At 74.0% G+C, this 20,459-nt stretch carries 12 protein-coding genes and 2 tRNA genes; 6 read left to right on the forward strand and 8 right to left on the reverse strand.

The window, feature by feature from the left end:
- The gene (locus OG435_RS21950) at positions 1 to 1,392 is read right to left on the reverse strand and encodes an NAD(P)/FAD-dependent oxidoreductase (RefSeq protein WP_266878948.1); all 1,392 of its coding nucleotides are present in this window, start codon (positions 1,390 to 1,392) and stop codon (positions 1 to 3) included.
- A 345-nt stretch (positions 1,393 to 1,737) separates the two neighbouring features.
- Here OG435_RS21950 and OG435_RS21955 point away from each other — a divergent pair, with 345 nt between their 5' ends.
- A complete protein-coding gene (locus OG435_RS21955; RefSeq protein ID WP_430625671.1) occupies positions 1,738 to 2,526 on the forward strand; it encodes a TetR/AcrR family transcriptional regulator in 789 nt (262 codons plus the stop codon).
- A 293-nt stretch (positions 2,527 to 2,819) separates the two neighbouring features.
- Positions 2,820 to 4,811, forward strand: a complete 1,992-nt coding sequence (locus OG435_RS21960; protein ID WP_266878950.1) for a sigma-70 family RNA polymerase sigma factor — start codon at positions 2,820 to 2,822, stop codon at positions 4,809 to 4,811.
- 744 nt (positions 4,812 to 5,555) lie between these two features.
- Here the strand turns inward: OG435_RS21960 and OG435_RS21965 are convergent.
- Positions 5,556 to 7,823 carry an asparagine synthase-related protein gene (locus OG435_RS21965; protein WP_266878952.1) on the reverse strand — a complete coding sequence of 756 codons (2,268 nt, stop codon included), beginning with the start codon at positions 7,821 to 7,823 and terminating at the stop codon, positions 5,556 to 5,558.
- Positions 7,824 to 8,490: 667 nt separating this feature from the next.
- Here OG435_RS21965 and OG435_RS21970 point away from each other — a divergent pair.
- The 4 genes from OG435_RS21970 to OG435_RS21985 all read left to right on the forward strand — a co-directional run bounded on the left by OG435_RS21970 (position 8,491) and on the right by OG435_RS21985 (position 13,966).
- Complete coding sequence (locus tag OG435_RS21970) at positions 8,491 to 10,131, forward strand: sporulation protein (RefSeq protein ID WP_266878954.1); 1,641 nt, start codon at positions 8,491 to 8,493, stop codon at positions 10,129 to 10,131.
- 81 nt (positions 10,132 to 10,212) lie between these two features.
- Positions 10,213 to 11,421: an L-2-hydroxyglutarate oxidase gene (lhgO, locus tag OG435_RS21975; RefSeq protein WP_266881978.1), complete on the forward strand. Its 1,209-nt coding sequence runs from the start codon at positions 10,213 to 10,215 to the stop codon at positions 11,419 to 11,421.
- Between the two features lie 318 nt (positions 11,422 to 11,739).
- Positions 11,740 to 12,555, forward strand: a complete 816-nt coding sequence (trmB, locus tag OG435_RS21980) for a tRNA (guanosine(46)-N7)-methyltransferase TrmB (protein WP_266878956.1) — start codon at positions 11,740 to 11,742, stop codon at positions 12,553 to 12,555.
- A 49-nt stretch (positions 12,556 to 12,604) separates the two neighbouring features.
- Positions 12,605 to 13,966: a PrsW family glutamic-type intramembrane protease gene (locus OG435_RS21985; protein ID WP_430625672.1), complete on the forward strand. Its 1,362-nt coding sequence runs from the start codon at positions 12,605 to 12,607 to the stop codon at positions 13,964 to 13,966.
- On the opposite strand, the gene OG435_RS21990 is transcribed toward OG435_RS21985, so the two are convergent.
- The 6 genes from OG435_RS21990 to OG435_RS22015 all read right to left on the reverse strand — a co-directional run bounded on the left by OG435_RS21990 (position 13,917) and on the right by OG435_RS22015 (position 20,431).
- The gene (locus tag OG435_RS21990) at positions 13,917 to 14,948 is read right to left on the reverse strand and encodes a M23 family metallopeptidase (RefSeq protein ID WP_266878958.1); all 1,032 of its coding nucleotides are present in this window, start codon (positions 14,946 to 14,948) and stop codon (positions 13,917 to 13,919) included. The genes OG435_RS21985 and OG435_RS21990 overlap by 50 nt on opposite strands.
- Before the next feature lie 282 nt (positions 14,949 to 15,230).
- On the reverse strand, positions 15,231 to 16,430 hold the full coding sequence (locus tag OG435_RS21995) for a PP2C family protein-serine/threonine phosphatase (protein ID WP_266878960.1): 1,200 nt from the start codon (positions 16,428 to 16,430) through the stop codon (positions 15,231 to 15,233).
- Positions 16,431 to 16,588: 158 nt separating this feature from the next.
- A tRNA-Met gene (locus tag OG435_RS22000) sits at positions 16,589 to 16,662 on the reverse strand.
- 236 nt (positions 16,663 to 16,898) lie between these two features.
- Positions 16,899 to 16,971: transfer RNA gene (locus tag OG435_RS22005), tRNA-Lys, on the reverse strand.
- 189 nt (positions 16,972 to 17,160) lie between these two features.
- Positions 17,161 to 19,578 (reverse strand): DEAD/DEAH box helicase, encoded by a 2,418-nt coding sequence (locus OG435_RS22010; RefSeq protein ID WP_266878962.1) that lies wholly within the window; start codon positions 19,576 to 19,578, stop codon positions 17,161 to 17,163.
- A 280-nt stretch (positions 19,579 to 19,858) separates the two neighbouring features.
- Complete coding sequence (locus tag OG435_RS22015) at positions 19,859 to 20,431, reverse strand: hypothetical protein (RefSeq protein ID WP_266878964.1); 573 nt, start codon at positions 20,429 to 20,431, stop codon at positions 19,859 to 19,861.
- Positions 20,432 to 20,459 lie beyond the last annotated feature (28 nt).

A 20,459-nucleotide genomic window follows, 5' to 3' on the forward strand; every position in this document is an offset into this window, starting at 1 on the left:
TCAGCCTTCGTTCTTCTTCGGAGGGTCCTTGGGGCCTCCGCCCGCCGCGAGTTCGAATTCTGCTCTGGGGTGTTCGAGGGATCCCAGCGAGACGATCTCACGCGTGAAGAGGCCGGAGAGCGTCCACTCGGCGAGCACGCGCGTCTTGCGGTTCAGGGTCGGGACGCGGCTGAGGTGGTAGGCGCGGTGCATGAGCCAGGCCGGGTAGCCCTTGAGCTTGCGGCCGTAGATGTGGGCGACGCCCTTGTGGAGTCCGAGGGAGGCCACGGAACCCGCGTACTTGTGGGCGTACTCGGTGAGGAGTCCGCCCCGCAGCGACGATACGAGGTTGTCGGCGAGCACCTTGGCCTGGCGGACGGCGTGCTGGGCGTTCGGGGCGCAGGGGACGCCCTTCTCCGCGGCGGTGATGTCGGGGACGGAGGCCGCGTCCCCGGCGGCCCAGGCGTGCTCGACGCCTTCGACGGTGAGGAAGGAGGTGCAGGCGAGGCGGCCGCGCTCGGTCTTGGGCAGGTCGCTGGCGGCGAGGATCGGGTGCGGTTTGACGCCGGCGGTCCAGACGACGGTGCGGGTGGGGAAGCGGGCTCCGTCGCTGAGGACCGCGATCCGGTTCTCGCAGGACTCGAGGCGGGTCTCCAGGCGCAGGTCGATGCCGCGGCGGCGCAGTTCGCGGATCGTGTACGTGCCCATCTCGGGGCCGACCTCGGGGAGGATCCGGTCGCTGGCCTCGACCAGCACCCACTTCATGTCCTCGGGCTTGATGTTGTGGTAGTAGCGGGCGGCGAAGCGGGCCATGTCCTCCAGCTCGCCGAGCGCCTCGACGCCGGCGTAGCCGCCGCCGACGAAGACGAAGGTGAGGGCGGCGTCGCGCAGGGCGGGATCGCGGGTGGAGGAGGCGATGTCCATCTGCTCGATGACGTGATTGCGCAGGCCGATGGCCTCTTCGACGGTCTTGAATCCGATGGCGTATTCGGCGAGTCCCGGAATGGGGAGCGTGCGGGAGACGGAGCCGGGGGCGAGGACCAGTTCGTCGTACTCGATCTCGACGGGGCCCCCGCCCTCCTCGTCGGTGGCGAGGGTGGTGACGGTCGCGGTCCGGGCGGCGTGGTCGATGTGCCGGGCCTCGCCGATGACGATGCGGCATTTCGGCAGGACACGGCGCAGTGGGACCACGACGTGACGCGGAGAAATGGAGCCGGCGGCCGCTTCGGGGAGGAAGGGCTGGTACGTCATGTAGGGCTCGGGGGTGACCACCGTGACCTCGGCCTCGTCGGCTCTCAGCTTTCGCTGGAGCCGGAGTGCCGTGTACATGCCTACGTAGCCGCCGCCGACGATGAGGATCCGCGTACGGGACGGGGTACCGGGGGCCGTGCCCCGGGAGTTAGCAGCCTTCACCGTCCCATGACGCAACGTGGCCGGGAGTTTGTCCACAGGCCCGACAAATTGTGTGACCGGAGGGGACGGCGGGGCGAGGTTGTCGGGGGGTGCGGATGGAAGGGTAGGTGTGCAGGTCAGACGGTACGGAATGCGTGCTTCCGGGGGCTTCGAACGGAAAATTGAGAGTGAATGCTCCGATCGGGCGGCGGTCCGTCCGGGGCTGCCTCTTCTGAATTGACTCTGGCTCAACTATGTTCGTAACTCGTCGAGGAGTAGGACCAGGGCCCTCATGACCGTGGCCCCTCTCGACACGAAGGCGGGGAGTGTCTCCGGGGGGAGACAAATGATTACCGGGGGATATACATGCACATTTCCGATTTCCATGCTTCTGCCACCGCTCTGTCCTCGGCCGCTTCCGCGACCGACAGTCACGGGCGCCTGATGGCCGGCGGCGCCACCACACACGGCGTGGGTCGCTCCACGCCGCTGCGCGTCGACGCACAGCGCAATCTCGAACACGTACTTCGCGCGGCGCGCGAGGTCTTCGGTGAGCTCGGCTACGGGGCTCCGATGGAGGACGTCGCACGCCGCGCACGGGTCGGCGTCGGCACCGTGTACCGACGGTTCCCCAGCAAGGACGTCCTGGTCCGGCGGATAGCCGAGGAGGAGACCTCGCGCCTGACCGAGCAGGCCCGTACGGCTCTCGGCCAAGAGGAGGAGCCGTGGCAGGCGCTGTCGCGCTTCCTGCGCACCTCCGTGGCCTCGGGCGCCGGCCGGCTGCTGCCTCCGCAGGTGCTGCGGGTCGGCGAGGACGGGGCTGACGGGGCGGTCGAGGAGGCCGCGCGGGTTCCGCACCAGCGTCAGGTCGTCGCGGCCGGCGGGGCGCCCGATCTGCGGGTCGTCGCCGCGCGGACCGGGCTGGACGACGAGCCCTCCGAGGACGCGGGCGCGGGCGAGCTGCTCGAGGTCGTCGGCCGCCTCGTCGACCGGGCCCGGGAGGCCGGTGCGCTGCGCGCCGATGTCACGGTGGCCGATGTACTGCTGGTGATCGCGACGGCCGCGCCCGCGCTGCCGGACGCGGCGCAGCAGGCGGCGGCTTCGGCGCGGCTGCTCGACATCCTGCTCGAAGGGCTGCGGTCCCGGACGGCGTAGGTCGGGGCGCCCGGGACGTGTGTTCGCGGACCGGGTGGCTCGGCGGGCCGGTGGGCTCGGCCGGTGGGCTCTGCGGGCGGTGGGCTCTGCGGGCGGTGGAGGGCTTGGTCTGGTGGTGGGCGTCAACCGGCTCCTTCCCGGGGGCTCTCGCTCGAACGGGTGAGGCTCCGTACGGCGATTCGTCGGGGCTTGCCCGGATGAGTGGAAGGTGTGGAGACCGGTTCGGCGCGCACCCGCCGTGTGCCACGCTGGATCGGTGTACCGGTTGAGTGTGTCGTGCGAAGGCCTCCGCGATGAGCGTTGACGGGCGGGAAGAGCCACACGGTGGCGCCGGCGGCGAGGTCGGTGCGGGCAGCCTGCCCGCACGGCAGGTCCCGGCCCAGCGCGAACCGAGTGGCCGGCACGCTGCCGGGCCGAGCGGCGAACTTCCGCCTTCCGACGGGGACTTGATCGCCCGGATGCGCGGGGGCGACGACGGGGCCTACGAGGAACTGTTCCGGCGCCACTCCGGTGCCGTGCGCCGCTATGCCCGTACCTGCTGCCGTGACGGGCACACCGCCGACGATCTGACGGCCGAGGTCTTCGCGCGGACCCTCCAGGCCGTACGGGGCGGGGCGGGTCCGGACCAGTCCGTGCGCGCCTACCTGCTGACCACCGTGCGCCGGGTCGCCGCCGCCTGGGCGAAGACGGCCAAGCGGGAGCATCTGGTCGAGGACTTCGCACTGTTCGCGGAGCAGGCCTCCGGGTCCGGCGACGGCGGGGTCGGGCTGCCCGTTCGCGCGGGGGACGACACCCTTGAACTCGGCGCCGATGTGCGGGCCATGCACGAGGCCGAGCAGACCCTCGCGATGCAGGCCTTCCGGAGCCTGCCCGAGCGGTGGCAGGCCGTGCTCTGGCACACCACCGTCGAGGAGGAGTCGCCGAGCTCCATCGCCCCGCTCTTCGGGCTGAGCGCGAACGCCACCGCGGTGCTGGCGAGCCGGGCCCGCGAGGGCCTCAAGCAGGCGTACCTCCAGGCCCATGTGAGCACCGCGCTGAGCTCCGGCGGGGACTGCGCCCGGTACGCCGACCGGCTGGGGGCGTACGCCCGTGGCGGCTTGCGGATGCGGGCCGAGCGGGGGCTGCGCAAGCACCTCGAGGAGTGCGCCCGGTGCCGGCTCGCCGCGGGTGAGCTCAAGGACGTCAACGCGGGCATTCCCGCGCTGCTGCCGGTCGCCGTCATCGGATGGTTCGCCGCCGGGTACGCGGCCAAGGCGGCAGGAGTGGTGGCCGGCGGCGCCGTCGCCGCGGGTGGTGCCGGGGCCGCTGCCGCGGCTGTGGGCGCCGGCGGGTCGACGGCCGGGGCGGGTGCAGGGGCCGCCGGAGCTGGGGCTGCCGGGGCCGCTGGTGGGGCTGCGGGTGGGGGCGGGGCCGGTGGGGCCGGCGGAGCCGCGGTTTCCGAGGGGCTGGGGCTGCCGGCCAAGGCGGCCATCGCCGCCGGGGTCGTGGTGGCCGCGGCCGCCGGTGTGGTGTTCGCGCTGGCCGGTGACGACACCGCTCCGGCCGTGCGCGCGAACCCGACGCCGGCCGTGGCCGTGCCGGTGCCGCGGAGTCCCGCCCCCGCCGCGCCGGAGCCCGGCCCGTCGCGGGCGGAGCCGCCGGCGGCACGGGGATCCGTACCGCCCCCGAAGAAGCAGACGCCCCCGCCGCCGGTGGCCGTGGCGCCGGCCGTGCCGACGCCCTCGCGGAGCCCGGAGCGGTCCTCGCCCGCTCCGAGTCCGAGCCGGGCCCCGACGCCGAAGCCGAAGCCCACGCCGAGTCCGGCGCCTCCCCCCAAGCCGACGCCTCCGAAGCCGCCGCCGCAGGCCCCTCAGGGATTCCGGCTCTCCTCACTGGGGCAGTCCGCCTTCGGGAACCACGACGGCCACGAGATCGAGACCTGGCACAGCAGTTGGGTGTGGCAGCGCTGGGCGCCGATGATCGGCGGACAGCGCTATACGCACGGGATCACCGTCAATTCCCGTTCCTCCGTGGAGATCACCCTCAACCGGAGTTGTGCCGTCTTCTCGGCACGGGCCGGTGTGGACGGCATGTCACTGCTCACGGACGGCACGGTCCGCTTCTCCGTGTACGCGGACGGGCGGCGGCTGTGGCAGTCCCGCGCGCTGGGGTACGAGGACCCGGCGGCGCATGTCTCCGTCTCCCTCACGGGGCACAAGACGCTGCGCCTGGTCGTGGAACACGCGGGGGGCGGCCGCCTGCCGACGCTGGCGACCTGGGCCGACTCCGTCATCAGCTGCCGCTGAGGGGCGAAGTCGGCCACCTCGCGTCGGCGCGGCCGGCTCCGTTGGGAGTGGTGCACGTCCATGCCGGTGGCTCCGGCCGGGGCCGCCGTCCCGGGGACCGGGCACGGTCGCCGCTCACGGCGGCGGTGTGATGGCCTCGGCGGGGCGGGGGTCCAGGCGGCCTGACCGAGGCGCCGGACGGCGGTCGGTGGAGGGCCTCCGGGGCGGCGAGGCGGGGACGGGCAGCCCTGCGGGAGCGGGCGGGCTCAGGCCCGGGGCGCCGAGACTGGGGCCAAGCCCCGGACCAGGCCCCGGACCAGGCCCCGGACCAGGACCCAGACCAGGACCCAGACCAGGACCGAGGCCGAGGCCCGGCCCGAGCCCGGCCGGTGTCAGACCGAAGCTGGACCAAGGCCAGGCACGAAGGCGTGCCGGAGTCCGGGATCTGGGTCTACGACCCGCCATGGACGGGACCGTGGCAGAACCGGGAGCAGCGGTCGGGTGTGAGGCCGGGGCCCGAGGCCGGCGCCAGCACCGAAGCCGGGCCGCTGGCAGAGCCGGACTTGGGCCGGAGCTGGGACCAAGGCCGGGCTGAGAAGTCGAAGCGGAGCAGGAGCCGGAGCGGGCCGGGGTCTGGGCCTGGGTCGGCGTCGGAGTCGGCGTCGGGGCGGCAGCGGCGTCAGCGTCACCGCCGGGGCAGCAGCGGCATCAGGGTCACCGCCGGGGCAGCAGCGGCATCAGGACAGGGCTGGGGCAGCAGCGGCATCAGGACAGGGCTGGGCGGCGGAGGGGGACGCCTGTGGGGACGGCTCTGCGGCGGGGGGTGGAGGTGCCCGTCCAACAGGTGCCGCGGCGGGCCAGGAGGCGGGTCAGCCACAGTTCCATCGAGACGAGTTCGGCGAGGCCGTCGAGCGGGACCGGGCGGCCGTCCGCCGCGTCCAGGAGTGCCTGGCGGACGACCCGGGCTTCGATCAGGCCCGCGTCCGCCAGGAGCGGGGACGTGAAGAGGGTCAGCAGGTGCGGGAGGGCCGCGCGCAGTCCCAGGCGGGTCGCCGATTCGTTCGGGGCGTGGGCCGTCGCGCCCCACCCCGCGGGGAGGTCGCGGACCCCGGCCGAGGACAGGACCCCGCGCAGGACCGCCGCCCGGGCGCCGGGCTGCACGCGCAGGGATTCGGGCAGGGCCCGGGCGGCCCGTACGACCTGGTTGTCCAGGAACGGGGCGTGCAGCCGCTGGCTGCGGACCTCCACGGCCTGCTCGAAGACCCGGTGGTCGGCGGCGTGCCGGGCCAGGACGGCGCGGGCCCGGGCCTCGCCGGGGCGCAGGGAGAGGGGCGGGCGGCCCGCGGCGGCGGAGAGGCGGATCGATACCTCGGCCAGTGCCTCGCCCGTCAGCCAGGCCGCCGCCGGGCCGGGCCGGGACCAGGTCAGGGCCGCCAGCGAGGCGTCCACCGCGGAGGAGGGGCCCGCGGCCGGGATTCCGTCGCGCAGGCGGGCCGCCGCCGCCTCCATGCCGGCGCGGTACGGCGTACGGGCCAGGCGGCGGGCCGCCGCGTACACGGTGAGGGGGACCAGGAAGGGGACGAGGAGGGAGTCGCCCTCGGAGGGGGAGGAGCGGGCCAGGGCCAGGGTGGGGCGCAGCAGGTGGCGGCGGCGCCGGTCGAGCAGGAGGTCGGCGAGCCGGGCGGGGTGGGCGTCGAGGACCTGACGGGCTCCGTGTCCGGTGAAGTGGTCCGCCGAGCCGGACGCGAGGCGGCGCCGCTCGCGGGCGGCGAAGACGAGGGAGGGGCCGGGTTCGTCGGTCAGCGGGCCGTCGAGGTCCGCGTAGGGGAGGGCCTCCTCGGCGGCGGCCACGACCACGTGGTGCAGGCGGGGGTCGGAGGCGATGGCGTGGGCGCGTTCCAGTTCGGGTTCGCGGCCCTGGGGAGTGGCCAGGTCGTTGAAGGTGACGGCGAGGAGGCGTTCCCCGGTGCGTCCGAGCAGGGCTCCGGGTGCGCCCGGGAGGCCGGCCGCGAGCAGGGCGAGGGTCGCGGAGGCGCTGCCTCCGGAGAGGTCCGCGCCGACTCCGGGGACGGGGGCGGGGGCGCCGCGCGCGGCCCGCCGGTCGGCCGGGCCCATTCCGGGGACGGGCCCGGGGTCGTAGGGCAGCGTCTCGGGAGCATGCCGCGGAGCCGTGAGCCGGGCGCGCACCGCGTCGACCAAAGCTTCCCGTACGCCCTCCACCGCGAGCTCGGGGTCGGCGGTGGGGGCGGCCACCGCGAGGGAGGCCACCGGCTCGTACCCGGTGATCTCCCGCGAGCCCTCGCGCAGGATCAGCGCGTGCCCGGGCGGGATCCGGCGTACGCCGACGTACGGTGTGCCGTCGCCCAGCGCCTCCGGGCTGTCGGGGCAGGCCAGCAGGGCGGCGAGATGGCCGATGTCGAGCTGCGCCTCGATCAGGTCGGCGAGCGGGAGGGCGGCGGTGGCGTACGCGGTCCCGCTCGCCCAGGGCGTGTAGAAGACGGGCCGGGCGCCGGCCAGGTCGCCGACGACCGTGATGCGGCGGCCGGCCTGGACGACGGCGGTGTAGCTGCCGGGCCACTGCGTGAGGTGGCGCAGCGCGCCGCCGCGGGCGGCGTAGAGCGCGCGGCGCAGTTCCTCGTCGGTGGCGCCGCAGCAGCCGAGGACCGCGAGGCGGGTGAAGGGGTCCGCGGGGTCGGCGGTGAGGGTGCGGATCTCGTCCGGGCGCCAGTCGCCGACGGCCCACAGGGGGTCGGGATCGCCCCAGAGGAGCTGGGCGCCGACGGGGACCACGGTGCGGTCCGCGTGGGCGGCGCCCGGTTCGTCGGGGTGACCCGCGTCGGCGAGGCCGCCGCGGAGCGGGCCGTCGCCCCACGCGTCCGGGCCGGAGCCGTACCCGGCGCCGTTCCCGGAGGCGTAGCCGTGGCCCGAGCCGTATGCGCCCTGGTCGGAGGCGTGCGCAGCGCCGTGCCCCGCGACCCGTCCGGCCGTGCCGAAGCTCGCGGCGATACTGCTCCAACCCACCAACCAGCGCACCGCCGCCTCCCCAGCCCGTGGGCATCCGACCGGGGTGCGACCCGCGCGGCCGGCGCTCTGGGCGCGGGCCGGAGGGACCCCGGGTGGCTCGGGGTCCATGCTGCCACGAGACAGGCGTGCGGGAGTGGGTATGGGGGCGCACGTATAAACGAACACGCCCCGGCCATGCGGTATTTGGCGTTCCGTTCCGACCGCCCCATAGGTCGCTTTCGGCCATTCTTCGGCCGTACTGAGAGCCCTGCGCGGAGCCCGGCGCGCGGCCTCGCGGGTCCACCGCACGGCCTGCCGGGCGGAGCGCGGTCCGGGGGGCGGGATCCACCCCCCGGACCGTTCCGCCACCCGCGGGGATTGAGGCAGCGGCATCCCCCGGCCCGCCCGGTCCACGCGGCGGGCCGACCCACGCACCGCACATCGAATCGCCGGGCCCCCGCAGCGGCCAGAGCGCACGGGCGGGCGCACGGCCACACGGGTGGAGCACGCGCTGACACGTGCGCCCCGGCGCCGGGCCCCCGCCCGACTGTGCATACGGACAACAATCCCGCCATACGGAACAGGGGGCCTTAACGCTTGGGAGGCGGGGAACTACGCTGGGTTTACGAAATGCCGGGCGCCTATGCCCCGGCGGCGTTGGCGATGTATGCGTTCCGCGTGTGACGAGGGGTGGCGCATGTCCAGGGAGCTCCGCGAGCCCAATGAGAAGCTCGGCGCCGTCCTCGCCCTCGCGGGCATCAGCAACGCAGGGCTGGCCCGGCGGGTCAACGACCTCGGCGCGCAGCGCGGTCTGACCCTCCGCTACGACAAGACCTCGGTGGCCCGGTGGGTGTCGAAGGGGATGGTGCCGCAGGGCGCCGCCCCGCACCTGATCGCGGCGGCCATCGGCGCGAAGCTCGGCCGGCCCGTGCCGCTGCACGAGATCGGCCTCGCGGACGCGGATCCGGCGCCCGAGGTGGGGCTGGCCTTCCCGCGCGACGTCGGCGCCGCCGTGCGCTCGGCCACCGACCTCTACCGGCTCGACCTCGCCGGCCGCCGCGGGGGTGGCGGGATCTGGCAGTCGCTCGCCGGGTCCTTCTCCGTGTCGGCGTACGCGACGCCGGCCTCGCGGTGGCTGATATCCCCCGCCGACAGCTCGGTGGCGCGCGAACCGGTGGCACGCGAAGCGGTCCCGGGCGCGGCCCCGCCGGAAGGCCTTCCGGCGCCGCCCGGCGCCCATGTCGGGGGTGTGCCCGCCCAGCCTTCGCGCGAAACGCCAGGGGCTTCGCGCACAACGTCTGCGCATGGGTCTGGGGCTGGACCGGCTGCGTCTGGTTCTGGGGCTGGACCGTCTGGTTCTGGGGCTGGGGCCGCGCGCGATGCGTCACCGCCGGCCGCCGTGCCCGACGCCGGGGGCCCGCAGCGCGTGGGCCACAGCGATGTGACCAAGCTGCGCGAGGCCGCCGAGGACGCCCGCCGCTGGGACTCCAAGTACGGGGGCGGCGACTGGCGTTCCTCAATGGTGCCCGAGTGCCTGCGGGTGGACGCGGCGCCGCTGCTGCTCGGCTCCTACACCGACGAAGTGGGCCGCGCGCTCTTCGGCGCCACCGCCGAACTGACCCGGCTGGCCGGCTGGATGGCCTTCGACACGGGGCAGCAGGAAGCGGCCCAGCGCTACTACATCCAGGCGCTGCGCCTGGCCCGCGCCGCGGCCGACGTACCGCTCGGCGGGTACGTGCTGGCGTCGATGTCCCTGCAGGCCACCTACCGGGACTTCCCCGACGAGGGCGTGGACCTCGCGCAGGCCGCCGTCGAGCGCAACCGGGGTCTGGCCACCGCGCGGACGATGAGCTTCTTCCGCCTGGTCGAGGCCCGGGCGCACGCGAAGGCGGGCGATTCGGCGGCCGCCGGGGCCGCGCTGAGGGCCTCCGAAGGCTGGCTGGAACGGGCCCGGGACGGCGACGCCGACCCGACCTGGCTGGGCTTCTACTCGTACGACCGCTTCGCCGCGGACGCCGCCGAGTGCTACAGCGACCTCAAACTCCCGCGCCAGGTAAGGCGTTTCACGGAGCAGGCACTGTCCCGGCCGACGGAGGAGTACGTACGATCACACGGGCTGCGGCTCGTCGTGAGCGCGGTGGCCGAGCTGGAGTCCGGCAACCTCGACGCGGCGTGCGCGGCGGGGACACGGGCGGTGGAGGTCGCCGGGCGGATCTCGTCGGCCCGCACGACGGAGTACGTACGGGACCTCCTGCACCGGCTGGAACCGTACGGGCACGAACCGCGCGTCGCCGAACTGCGCGAGCGGGCCAGGCCTCTGCTGGTAACCCCGGCATAGGCCCCGCGTGGCCCCGTTGTCAGTGGCGGGGTGCACTATGCAGGGGTGGGAGGTGTCAGTGTGGGCGGCGGCGTGGGCGGCATGAGCAGACCGGGCAGGCTGGACTGCGATGTGCTGGTGATCGGCGGCGGGATCGTCGGCTTGTCGACGGCGCATGCCCTCGCGGGGCTCGCTCCGGGGACCCGGGTGGCCGTCCTGGAGAAGGAGGACGGCCCGGCCCGACACCAGACGGGCCGCAACAGCGGTGTGATCCACAGCGGGATCTACTACAAGCCGGGCTCGCTCAAGGCGCGGTTCGCGGTGCGCGGTGCGGCCGAGATGGTCAAGTTCTGCGCGGAGCACGGCATCCCGCACGAGGTGACGGGCAAGCTCATCGTCGCCACCGGGCGCGACGAGCTGCCGCGGCTGCACGCGCTCGTGCAGCGGGGCCGGGAGAACGGCATCCCGGTGCGGGAGCTGGGGCCGACGCAGATCTCGGAGTACGAGCCCGAAGTGCGCGGGCTCGCGGCGATCCACGTGGGGACCACCGGGATCGTGGACTACGGGCGGGTCGCGCAGCAGCTCGCGGAGTCCTCGGGGGCGGAGATCGTCTACGGCGGCGCGGTGGATCTGATCTCGCGGCGGGCGTCGGGCGTGGCGGTGCGGACGAGCGACGGGCTCGTCGTGCGCGCGCGGGTGCTCGTGAACTGCGCGGGGCTGCAGTGCGACCGGATCGCGCGGCTGGCCGGCGACGACCCGGGGATGCGGATCGTGCCGTTCCGGGGCGAGTACTACGACCTGGCCCGGCCCGAGCTGGTGCGCGGGTTGGTCTATCCGGTGCCGGACCCGGCGTTCCCCTTCCTCGGCGTCCACCTGACCCGGGGCATCGGGGGCGGGGTCCACGTCGGACCGAACGCGGTGCCGGCGCTGGCGCGCGAGGGGTACGGCTGGGGCGTGATCCGGCCGCGCGACCTCGCGGACGAGCTGGCCTGGCCGGGATCCTGGCGGATGGCGGCGCGGCACTGGCGGTACGGAGCCGGTGAGGTGCGGCGGTCGCTGTCGAAGGCGGCGTTCGTCGAGGCGGTACGGAGACTGCTGCCGGCGGTGCGCGCGGAGGATCTGGTGCCCGCGGCGGCCGGGGTGCGGGCGCAGGCCGTACTGCGGGACGGCGGGCTGGTGGACGACTTCCTGATCCGGGAGGGGGAGCGGACGGTGCATGTGCTGAATGCGCCTTCGCCTGCGGCTACCGCTTCGCTGCCGATCGGGCGGGAGATCGCGGGGCGGGCGCTCAAGTCTCTGCGCAGCGTGTAGCCCTGCGGGGCTTCGGTTTGGCCCCGACCGGCCGGCGCCCGGATCGCCGCTGCGCGGGGCTGTCGGCTGCGCCGGAGCGTGCCTGCGGGTGTGCCGCTGCGCGGGGCGGAGTTCCCCTACCCGCCCTTCCACCGTTCCCAGGGCTCTGCCCTGACCCGGAAAGATCCTGGGGCTCCGCCCCAGACCCCGGTCCTCAAACGCCGGACGGCTGGAAAGCCCGGACCCCGGTCCTCGAACGCCGGACGGCTGGAAGAGCAGAGCCCGGCAACGGCACGCGGAACGGCCGCGTCGGCGGGGCCCGCGTAGAATCCGGGGATTGTGTCTGAGTCTCTGAGTCCCCAGAATCCCGCCGCCGAGCCCGCGCCGGAGGCGACGTCCGCCTACGTGCCTCCGAAGTGGCGCACCGAGCCCCGGTTCCCCGACGGGCCCGCGCCCGACCCGGCGGGATCGCATCACGAGCGGCGGATCCGGAGCTTCCAGCCCCGCCGCAGCCGGGTGACCACCGGGCAGGGCGAAGCCCTGAAGCGGCTCTGGCGTACCTGGGGGCTCGACATCGACGGGCATGACGTCATCGATCTCAAGGAGATGTTCGACGGGCTCCCCGTCGTACTGGAGATCGGCTTCGGCATGGGCGAGGCCACCGCGCAGATGGCCGCCGCCGACCCGGGGACCGGGATCCTGGCCGCCGACGTGCACACCCCCGGGCAGGGGAATCTGCTCGCCCTCGCCGAACGGGGCGGGATGACCAATGTCCGCGTCGCGAACGGCGACGCCATCATCCTGCTCCGCGAGATGCTGCCCCCGGACTCCCTCGCCGGGCTCCGCGTGTACTTCCCGGACCCCTGGCCCAAGGCCCGCCACCACAAGCGGCGCCTGATCCAGCCCGAGTTCCTCGCGCTGGCCGCCACCCGCATGGCGCCCGGGGCGATCCTGCACTGCGCGACCGACTGGGAGCCGTACGCCGAGCAGATGCTCGAAGTGCTGACGGCCCAGCCGGAGTTCGAGAACACGCAGGCCGACGGCGGTTACGCGCCCCGGCCCGACTTCCGGCCGCTCACCCGCTTCGAGGGTCAGGGCCTGGACAAGGGGCACGTCGTACACGATCTGCTGTTCCGGCGTACCGGTAACGCCTAGAACCGGAGACATCACTCCGCGTGTCGGGTCCGCTCGGTAGAGTCATCATGTGCCCCGAGCGACCCGGCCGTTGCAGCTGCCGCACCGCGTGCCGCGTACCGCGGGCGCGGTGCGCACGTACGTACTCGTCGTGCTGCTCGGCGCCTGCGGCATCGCGATCCTGGAGCTCGTACGCGAACAGACCGGTACGCCCGGCTTCTTCGTCGGCCTGGGCCTGGCCCTGCTGCCGGTCGCTCCGCTGCTCGCCGCGTTCCGCTGGGTGGGGCGGGCCGCGCCGCATCCGTGGGCGCAGTTGTCGTTCTGCTTCGGCTGGGGGGCGTGCGCCGCGGCGCTGATCGCCATACTGGCCAACAGTTTCGCGACCCAGTGGATAGCCGCGGCCACCGCCGATCCCTCGGACGCCGACCAGCTCGGCTCGGTGGCGATCGCCCCGGTGGTGGAGGAGAGCGCCAAGGCGGCCGCCCTGCTGCTGGTGTTCCTGTTCAGGAGACGCCAGTTCAGCGGCCCTTCCGACGGTTTCGTGATGGCCGGTTTCACCGCCACCGGCTTCGCGTTCACCGAGAACATCCTCTACCTCGGCAACGCCTTCGACGAGGACGTCGAGAACGGCACCGGGGTGCTGGACTCCGTCACGGCGGCGACGTTCTTCGTCCGTGGCGTCATGTCCCCCTTCGCGCATCCGCTGTTCACCGTGGCCACCGGTCTCGGCTTCGGCGCCGCCGCGCTCGCCGTGCGCCGTACGCGCCGGATCGGCCTGCCGCTGCTCGGCCTCGCCGCGGCCATGGGGCTGCACGCGCTGTGGAACAGCTCCTCGGACCTGGGCGAGTCCGGGTTCTACGTGGTCTACGGGTGTGTGATGGTCCCGGTGTTCGGGCTGCTGTCCTGGCTGGCCGTGTGGATACGGCGCCGCCGACTGCGGGCCGTCGCCGGGGAACTCGCCGCGTACGCGGACGCCGGCTGGCTGAACCCGGCCGAGGTCCCCGCACTGGCCTCGATGCCCGCACGCTCCCTGGCCCGCGCGCTGGCCCGGAGCACCGGGGGCCGGCCGGCGGGGCGCGCGGTCGCCCTGTACGAGGCTGATGCCGCGGCCCTGGCGCTGCTACGTCACCGGGCGCGCACCGGCGGCCCGGCCCGTGAGCCCGACTTCGCCTGGCGGGAGCGGGAGTTGCTGCGCCGACTCTGGCTGCGCCGCGCGACGGCGGGCCCGGCGCTGTCCCGGGCCGCGGTACTGGAGGACCTGCTCCCGCCCTGGTTCGACCCCTTGGGCCCGCTCGACGGGCCTTCGGCCGTGGGCCGCGTACGGGGAGGCCTCGCACCGGGCCCGATTCCGCAGGGCCGCCTACCCCGCCAAGTGCCGGCGCCTAGACGTTCAGGCCCCGTGCCCTCAGCCATGACAACGGGTCCACCGTGACGCCGCCCTGGCGGACTTCGAGGTGGAGGTGGGGGCCGGTGACGTTGCCGGTCGCGCCGACGCGGCCGATGGTGTCGCCGCCGGCGACGGAGCCGCCGGTCACCGACATCGAGGACAGGTGGCAGTACCAGATCTCGGTGCCGTCGGGCAGTTCCAGCACGATGCGGTAGCCGTACGCCCCTGACCAGCCGGCCGAGGTGATCTTGCCGGAGCCGACCGCCTTGACGGGGGTGCCGGTGGGGGCGGCGAAGTCGAGGCCGGTGTGGTGGCCGGAGGACCACATCGAGCCGGAGTCGCCGTAGTGCGAGGTGAGCGTGTAGGCCGAGGTGGGCAGGAAGAAGGAGCCGGCCGACCGGGCGGCGCTCTCCGCCTTGGCCTTGGCCTCCGCGGCCTCCTTGGCCGCCTTCGCCTGGCGCGCTTCCTCGGCCGCGGCCTTCTCGGCCGCCTCCTTCGCCGCCTTCTCCGCGGCTTCCTTGGCCGCCTGGGCGTCGCGCGCCTGCTGGGCCGCCGCCTCCTGCGCCACGCGTTCGGCTTCTTCCCGCTCCTGGGCCGCCGCGGCCTCGTGCTGGGACTCGGCCTGCTGGAGGATCCGGCTGCGCAGCAGCTCGCCCGCGTCGGAGCGGCGGTCGGCCTGCTGCGGGATGATCCCCGACCGGGCCGGCTCCGCGGCGGTGGTGGCGGAGTCCCCGGGGGACCGGTCCGCGCCGCCCAGGGCCTCCGGGAGGTCGGGCAGGGCCGGCAGGGATATGGCGACCTGGGGCCGGTCCTGCGCGGTGGCGATGCCTCCCGCGCCGACCGCGGCGATCACGCCGACGCCGAGGACGGTGGAGGAACGGGCCAGTCCTCCGCGCTGCTTCAGCACGCGGTGCTTGCCGCGCGGCGGCCGGGCCGAGTCCTCGGTGGGGTTCCACTCGCCCCAGGCTCCGGCGGTGGGCTGCTCCTGGATGTCGATGCCTTCAGGGGCAGGCGAGTTGGAGGCCACCGGGGCACACTCCTCATGGGCGAGCACGCGCACGGTGCCGTCTCTTGCGACGGCTGGGACGACCGCTCTGCGTTATCGAACGGTAATAGAGAAAGGGGAGTGATTCCAAGCAGTTGCGATTGATCGTTCACGACAATCAGCCACCGCTCGTACAACATTGGCCAGGACTTCTCGCCCCACTCAGGGATCAACTCGGGCAAAAATCAGCCCCACCCCCAACCCCTTGCGCCACATCTTCACATTGACGGTCCATCAGCTTCCTTGCCGAGCGCGCCGATCCGGTTACGCTGCGTCCCCTTTCAGGCGGTGTCCCCCCTTCGGGACCACCGGCACCGTCCGCCGCCGGCTCGGCTGCCCCGCGCCCGGTCTGGCCACCGCCAGCAGGGCCATGTCGTCCGTCGCCGCGCCGCCCGTGTGGCGGCGGACATCGGTGCCGAGCGCGCTCAGCAACTCGTCGGGCCCGGGGAAGACCCGCCCGCGCAGCCGGGCCGCCGGATCGTAGAAGGCGCCGTCCCCGTCCCGGGCCTCGGTCAGCCCGTCCGTGTACAGGAGCAGCGTCGCCCCCTCCGGGAAGGGCCACTCCTGCACCCGGTCCGGCCAGCCGCCCAACTCCCCCATGCCCAGCGGCAGCGCCGGCTCGGCGGGGGCCAGGGCGGCGAGGCCGCCGTTCGCGTACAGCAGCAGCGGTTCGGGGTGGCCGCGGTTGACGAGCCGCAGCAGGCCCGCGCCCGCCGGGATCTCGCCGAGCACGCACGTGGTGAACCCCTCCACCGCGTCCAGGCTGTCGCGCCGGTTCCCCTCCCGGGCCAGCGCCCGCTCCAGACGCTGTGCGACCCCCTCCAGGGTCGGCTCGCTCTCGGCCGCCTCCCGGAACGCCCCGAGCACCACGGCCACGGCCTCAACGGCCCCCAGCCCCTTCCCCCGTACGTCGCCCACCGCGAGGCGCACCCCGTACGGGGTGTCCTGGACGGCGTAGAGGTCGCCGCCGATGAACGCGTCGGCCTGCGCGGCCTCGTACGAGGCGGAGACCTGGAGGCCCGCGATCCGCTCGGCGGGCGTCGGCAGTACGGCGCGCTGGGCGGCCTCGGCGATCCCGCGCGCGGAGGCGAGCTGCTCCGTACCGCGCCGCACCACGATGTTGATCAGCGTGGCCAGCCCGGAGACGGTTACGACGGTGACCAGCTCGGTCATCGCCTCCACCTTGAAGGTGGTGCCGTTGTAGAGGTGCAGCACGATCACGGCGAGGGTGGCGAGGATGCCGGTGAGGACGGTGGCCCGGAGGCTGAACAGCGGGGCCGCGATGAGCGGGGCGGCGGAGAAGAAGGGCGAGCCGGTGAAGCTCGGCGGGGTCAGCACGTCGAAGAGGAAGCCGAGGACGATCAGGGTGCCCGGGAGCATCTTGACGGTCCGCCGGACCACGACGCTGCCGGCGACCGCGCCGAAGACGCGCTCGCCCCTGCCCTCCCGGCCCAGCCCCGCCACGCTGCTCTCCTGCCGCCCGGTCCCGCTTCCGCCCCCCAAGGCTGGCGGCAGGAGGGCCCGTACGGCGACCCGGGCGGGACCGTACGAGTGACGGGGACGCGCACCGCGGAAACGACGAAGACCCGGCCCCCCAAAGGGGACCGGGTCTTCGTACTGAGTAGCGGGGGCAGGATTTGAACCTACGACCTCTGGGTTATGAGCCCAGCGAGCTACCGAGCTGCTCCACCCCGCGTCGGTAAACACAACTCTACGCCATCCGGGGGGAGCCCCCCGCCAATTACCGCCGACGCCACCCTGGAACAGCACATAACCGCAGGTCAGAGCCGTAAAACCGACCGGCCGGCAGCCTTCGGCCCGCTCCGGCCCGGCCCCCTCGGCACCCCGCGGCTCCGCCCCCAGGCCCCCCTGACTCCCCCTCAGGACGCGAAAACGCCCCACCCGGCGGACCGGGTGGGGCGTTGTGAGCAGTAGGCCATGTCGGACTCGAACCGACAACCAACGGATTAAAAGTCCGCTGCTCTGCCAATTGAGCTAATGGCCCTCGTCGTGCTCACCCCAGAGCATAGCGGCAGAGCGCCGGACAACCGATCGTAAATCGGCTCCCGGGCCAACGGGTCGCCGTGGAGCGGTCCGGGAGCCGCACCCGCGAGGCCGTCTCCGCCGCAACGGACAGGGCCCCTGCGACGGCTGTCGCAGGGGCCCTGTCAGGCAATCAGTTCAGCGGCTGGTTTCAGCCGTTGCGCTTCCAGCGGGGCTTGTCGTCGCGGCGGTCGGTGCCACCGGAGCGGAAGCCACCGGTCGAACCGGAGCCGGAGGGGCGGTTGTCGTCGCGGCGGCCGTACGGGCGGTCGCCACCGGCGGCCGGACGGTCGCCACCGGAGCGGAAGCCGCCCGAGGGACGGTCGTCGCGGCGGAAGCCACCACCGGTCGGACGGTCGCCACCGGAGCGGAAGCCACCACCGGTCGGACGGTCGCCACCGGAGCGGAAGCCGCCACGGTCGCCACCGCGGTCGTCACGGTTGAAGCCACCCGAGGGACGGTCGTCACGACGGAAGCCACCACCGGTCGGACGGTCGCCGCCCGAGCGGAAGCCGCCACGGTCGCCACCGCGGTCGTCACGGTTGAAGCCACCCGAGGGACGGTCGTCACGACGGAAGCCACCACCGGACGGACGGTCGCCGCCCGAGCGGAAGCCGCCACGGTCGCCACCGCGGTCGTCACGGTTGAAGCCACCCGAGGGACGGTCGTCACGACGGAAGCCACCACCGGACGGACGGTCGCCGCCCGAGCGGAAGCCGCCGCCGGACGGACGGTCGCCACCGGAGCGGAAGCCGCCGGTCGGACGGTCGCCACCGGAGCGGAAGCCGCCACGGTCGCCACCGCGGTCACCGCGGTCGTCACGGCGGAAGCCGCCACGGTCGCCACCGCGGTCACCACGGTCGTCGCGACGGTTGTCACGGCGCTCGTAGTTGCCACGGTCGTCACGGCTCTGGAACGCGGGGCGCTCCTCGGCGACCGGCTCGGCCACGGCTGCCGCGACCTCGGCCTCGGCGGCCTCGACCACCTCGGCCACAGCGGCCTCCGGGTCCTCGCCGCGCTCACGGGCGGAGCGGGCGACCAGGCGGTCGGCCTCCTCGCGGAGCTCGACGGCGCGGCGGGAGAGGCGCTCCAGCTGCTTGGTGAGGTCGGCGACCTCGCGCTCGGCCTGCTTCGCGGCGTTGTTCGCGGAGTCGGCCTGGACCTGGGTCAGCGAACGGGCACCGGTGATCTCGGCGACCTCGGGGTCGAACGCGCCGACGCCCTGGACGATGTGGCGCGAGGCGTCGACGCCCGCGTCCTCCATCAGGCGGAAGATCTGGCGGCGCTGGTGCGGGAGCGCCAGCGACACGACGACACCGGACTTGCCGGCGCGGGCGGTACGGCCCGAGCGGTGCAGGTAGTCCTTGTGGTCGCCGGCCGGGTCCACGTTCAGGACCAGGTCGATGCCGTCGACGTGGATGCCGCGGGCGGCGACGTCGGTGGCGACGAGCGCGTTGACGTAGCCGTCCTTGAAGTCCGCGAGGACGCGGGTACGGGCACCCTGCGTCATGCCGCCGTGCAGCGCGTCGGCCTTCACGCCGGACTCGATGAGCTGCTCGGCGATGCGGTCGGCGCCCAGCTGGGTGCGGACGAAGATGATGGTGCGGCCCTTGCGGGCGGCGATGGCGGCCGTGACCGGCGCCTTGTCCTTCGGCTTCACGACGAGGACGTGGTGCGTCATGGTCGTGACGTTGCCCTGCGCGCTGTCGACCTCGTGCGTGACGGGGTTGGTCAGGTAGCGCTTGACCAGGGTGCCGATCTCGTTCTCCATGGTGGCGGAGAAGAGCATGCGCTGGCCGCCGCCGGGGATCTGGTCGAGCAGCTCGGTGACCTCGGGCAGGAAGCCCAGGTCCGCCATCTGGTCGGCCTCGTCGAGGACCGCGACCTGGACGTTCGCCAGGGAGCAGGCGCCGCGGTTGATGATGTCGCGCAGGCGGCCCGGGGTGGCGACGAGGACGTCGACACCGCGCTCCAGAGCGAAGATCTGGTTGCTCATGGAGGTACCGCCGCAGACGACCTTCATCTTGAGGCCGAGCACGTCGCCGTAGGGCTGGAGAGCGTCCGCGACCTGCATCGCGAGCTCACGCGTCGGCGTCAGGATGATCGCGCGGGGCTTCTTCTTCTCGGTGTGACCGCCGGCCAGCGAGGCCAGGGTCGGCAGACCGAAGGAGAGGGTCTTGCCGGAGCCGGTGCGGCCACGGCCGAGGATGTCCTTGCCGGCCAGGGCGTCCGGGATGGTCGCGGCCTGGATCGGGAAGGGCGCGGTGACGCCGTTCTGGGCGAGCTTGCGCACGATGCCGTCCGGCAGACCGAGGTCGCCGAAGGTCAGGGTGGGCTCGGCGTCGTCGTCGGACGCGGCGTCGTCGTCGTTGAAGTCTTCGGTGGAGTCCTCGAAGGAGTCGCTGGACTCGTCGGACTCGTGGTTCGTCACGTCGGCCTCGAGGGCCTCGATGATCTCGTCGGTGACGACGGCCTCAAGGGCCTCGGTGACCGCGAGGGTCTCGGCGTCGACGATCTCGTTGGAGTCGTTCTCGGGCATGACGGAACGGTCAGAACTGGAAATGGACATGCGAAATGCGAAACCTTCCGGAGTCTCGGCACGCGCCCAAACTCCGTGAATTCGCAAATCGACCGCCTCAATGCGGTCAGCCACGGCTGGGGAGAGTACGCGCCACGCGGCGCTCTTCGGAGTCGGCGCCGGGCAATGGGATCAAACGATCTATAACCATACGCACCCTCCCCCGGGTCTGGCAAGTCACTCCCCCGAAGAAGGCGCTGACCTGCGGAAACACCATCCGCCCGCCGGAGCTCGGCGGGCGGATCGGGCCGGGTCCGAGCCGGGAAAGGGGCTAGGGCTGGGTGCCCGGATCGGGCGACTGCTCCGGCTTCGGGGACTCCGGACCCGGTGTGGGTTCCGTCACTGGCGGCGGGGAGGCCGGCGGTTCGGAGGCCTGCGGCTCCGGGCTCGGGGAGGCGGGCTGGCCGCCGCCGGAGGCGCCGCCCGCACCCGATCCCGACCCGGAGCCGCCCGGCGGGGGCTGCTGGGGCCCCTGGCCGCCCGCTCCGCCCCCCGGACCGGCCGACGGCGAGGGGGCCCCGGGCGGACCGGCGGGCGCGCCCGGGCTGGGGGAGGCCCCGGCCGCGCCGGAGGTGGTCCCGGGCCCTCCGGCCTTGCCGTCGTGGTTGCCCGTACCGGCCTTCGAGCCGTGGCCGGCGCCCTGGGTCCCGGCGCTCTTGCCGGACGAGGAGCCGCCGCCGGACTTGCCGCCCTGGAAGCCCGTCGACGCGGAGGGCCCGGGCTTGGCGGCGTCCTCCCCGACGCTCATGCAGCCCGCGGTCGCCGCCACCGCGAGGGCGGCGACCGCGAGGCGGAGCGAGCGGGAGGGACGCAGGGAGCGGAGGGAAGCGGACAACTGGCGCACGGGGCACCTCCGGAACGCTGGCAAGGGT

This window comes from Streptomyces sp. NBC_01264, assembly GCF_026340675.1.
GTDB lineage: Bacteria > Actinomycetota > Actinomycetes > Streptomycetales > Streptomycetaceae > Streptomyces.

Excerpts from the sequence above, each read along its gene's own strand:
- OG435_RS21955 (WP_430625671.1), top strand. The coding sequence starts at position 1,738 with ATGCACATTTCCGATTTCCATGCTTCTGCCACCGCTCTGTCCTCGGCC.
- OG435_RS21970 (WP_266878954.1), top strand. The coding sequence starts at position 8,491 with ATGTCCAGGGAGCTCCGCGAGCCCAATGAGAAGCTCGGCGCCGTCCTC.
- OG435_RS22010 (WP_266878962.1), bottom strand. The coding sequence starts at position 19,578 with ATGTCCATTTCCAGTTCTGACCGTTCCGTCATGCCCGAGAACGACTCC.
- lhgO (WP_266881978.1), top strand. The coding sequence starts at position 10,213 with ATGAGCAGACCGGGCAGGCTGGACTGCGATGTGCTGGTGATCGGCGGC.
- OG435_RS21960 (WP_266878950.1), top strand. The coding sequence starts at position 2,820 with ATGAGCGTTGACGGGCGGGAAGAGCCACACGGTGGCGCCGGCGGCGAG.